General features: G+C 62.6%; 1 protein-coding gene. It reads right to left on the bottom strand.

Annotated elements, in window-relative coordinates:
• A partial coding sequence (locus KHA85_RS20770) for a pseudouridine synthase (protein WP_236885863.1) occupies nt 1–321 on the bottom strand: 321 nt, incomplete at both ends.

Genomic DNA, 321 nt, shown 5'->3' with positions numbered 1-321 from the left:
ACCCTTCGTCATGCGCCATATGCCCCCAAACGCGGGCGATATAGGATTTCTTCGGTTCGCGTTCGCGGAACTGACGCTTCAGCTCGCGCTCGGCGGCCTTGTTGGGCGCCACCACGATCACCCCGCTGGTGGCCATGTCCAGCCGGTGCACCGATTCGGCGGCCGGATGATCGGCCTGAATGCGGGTCATCAGGCTGTCTTTGTTTTCCGGCGCGCGGCCGGGCACCGACAGCAAGCCGCTGGGCTTGTTGACCACCATGATGTGTTCATCCTGATACAGGATGTGCAGCGGGTCCTGCGGGGGATTGTAGGGTTCCATCT

This window comes from Dietzia massiliensis, from assembly GCF_018390595.1.
In the GTDB taxonomy this organism is placed as follows: domain Bacteria; phylum Actinomycetota; class Actinomycetes; order Mycobacteriales; family Mycobacteriaceae; genus Dietzia; species Dietzia massiliensis.
Note: the sequence above shows the minus strand (reverse complement) of the source record. Positions and strands in the feature narration are given on the sequence as shown.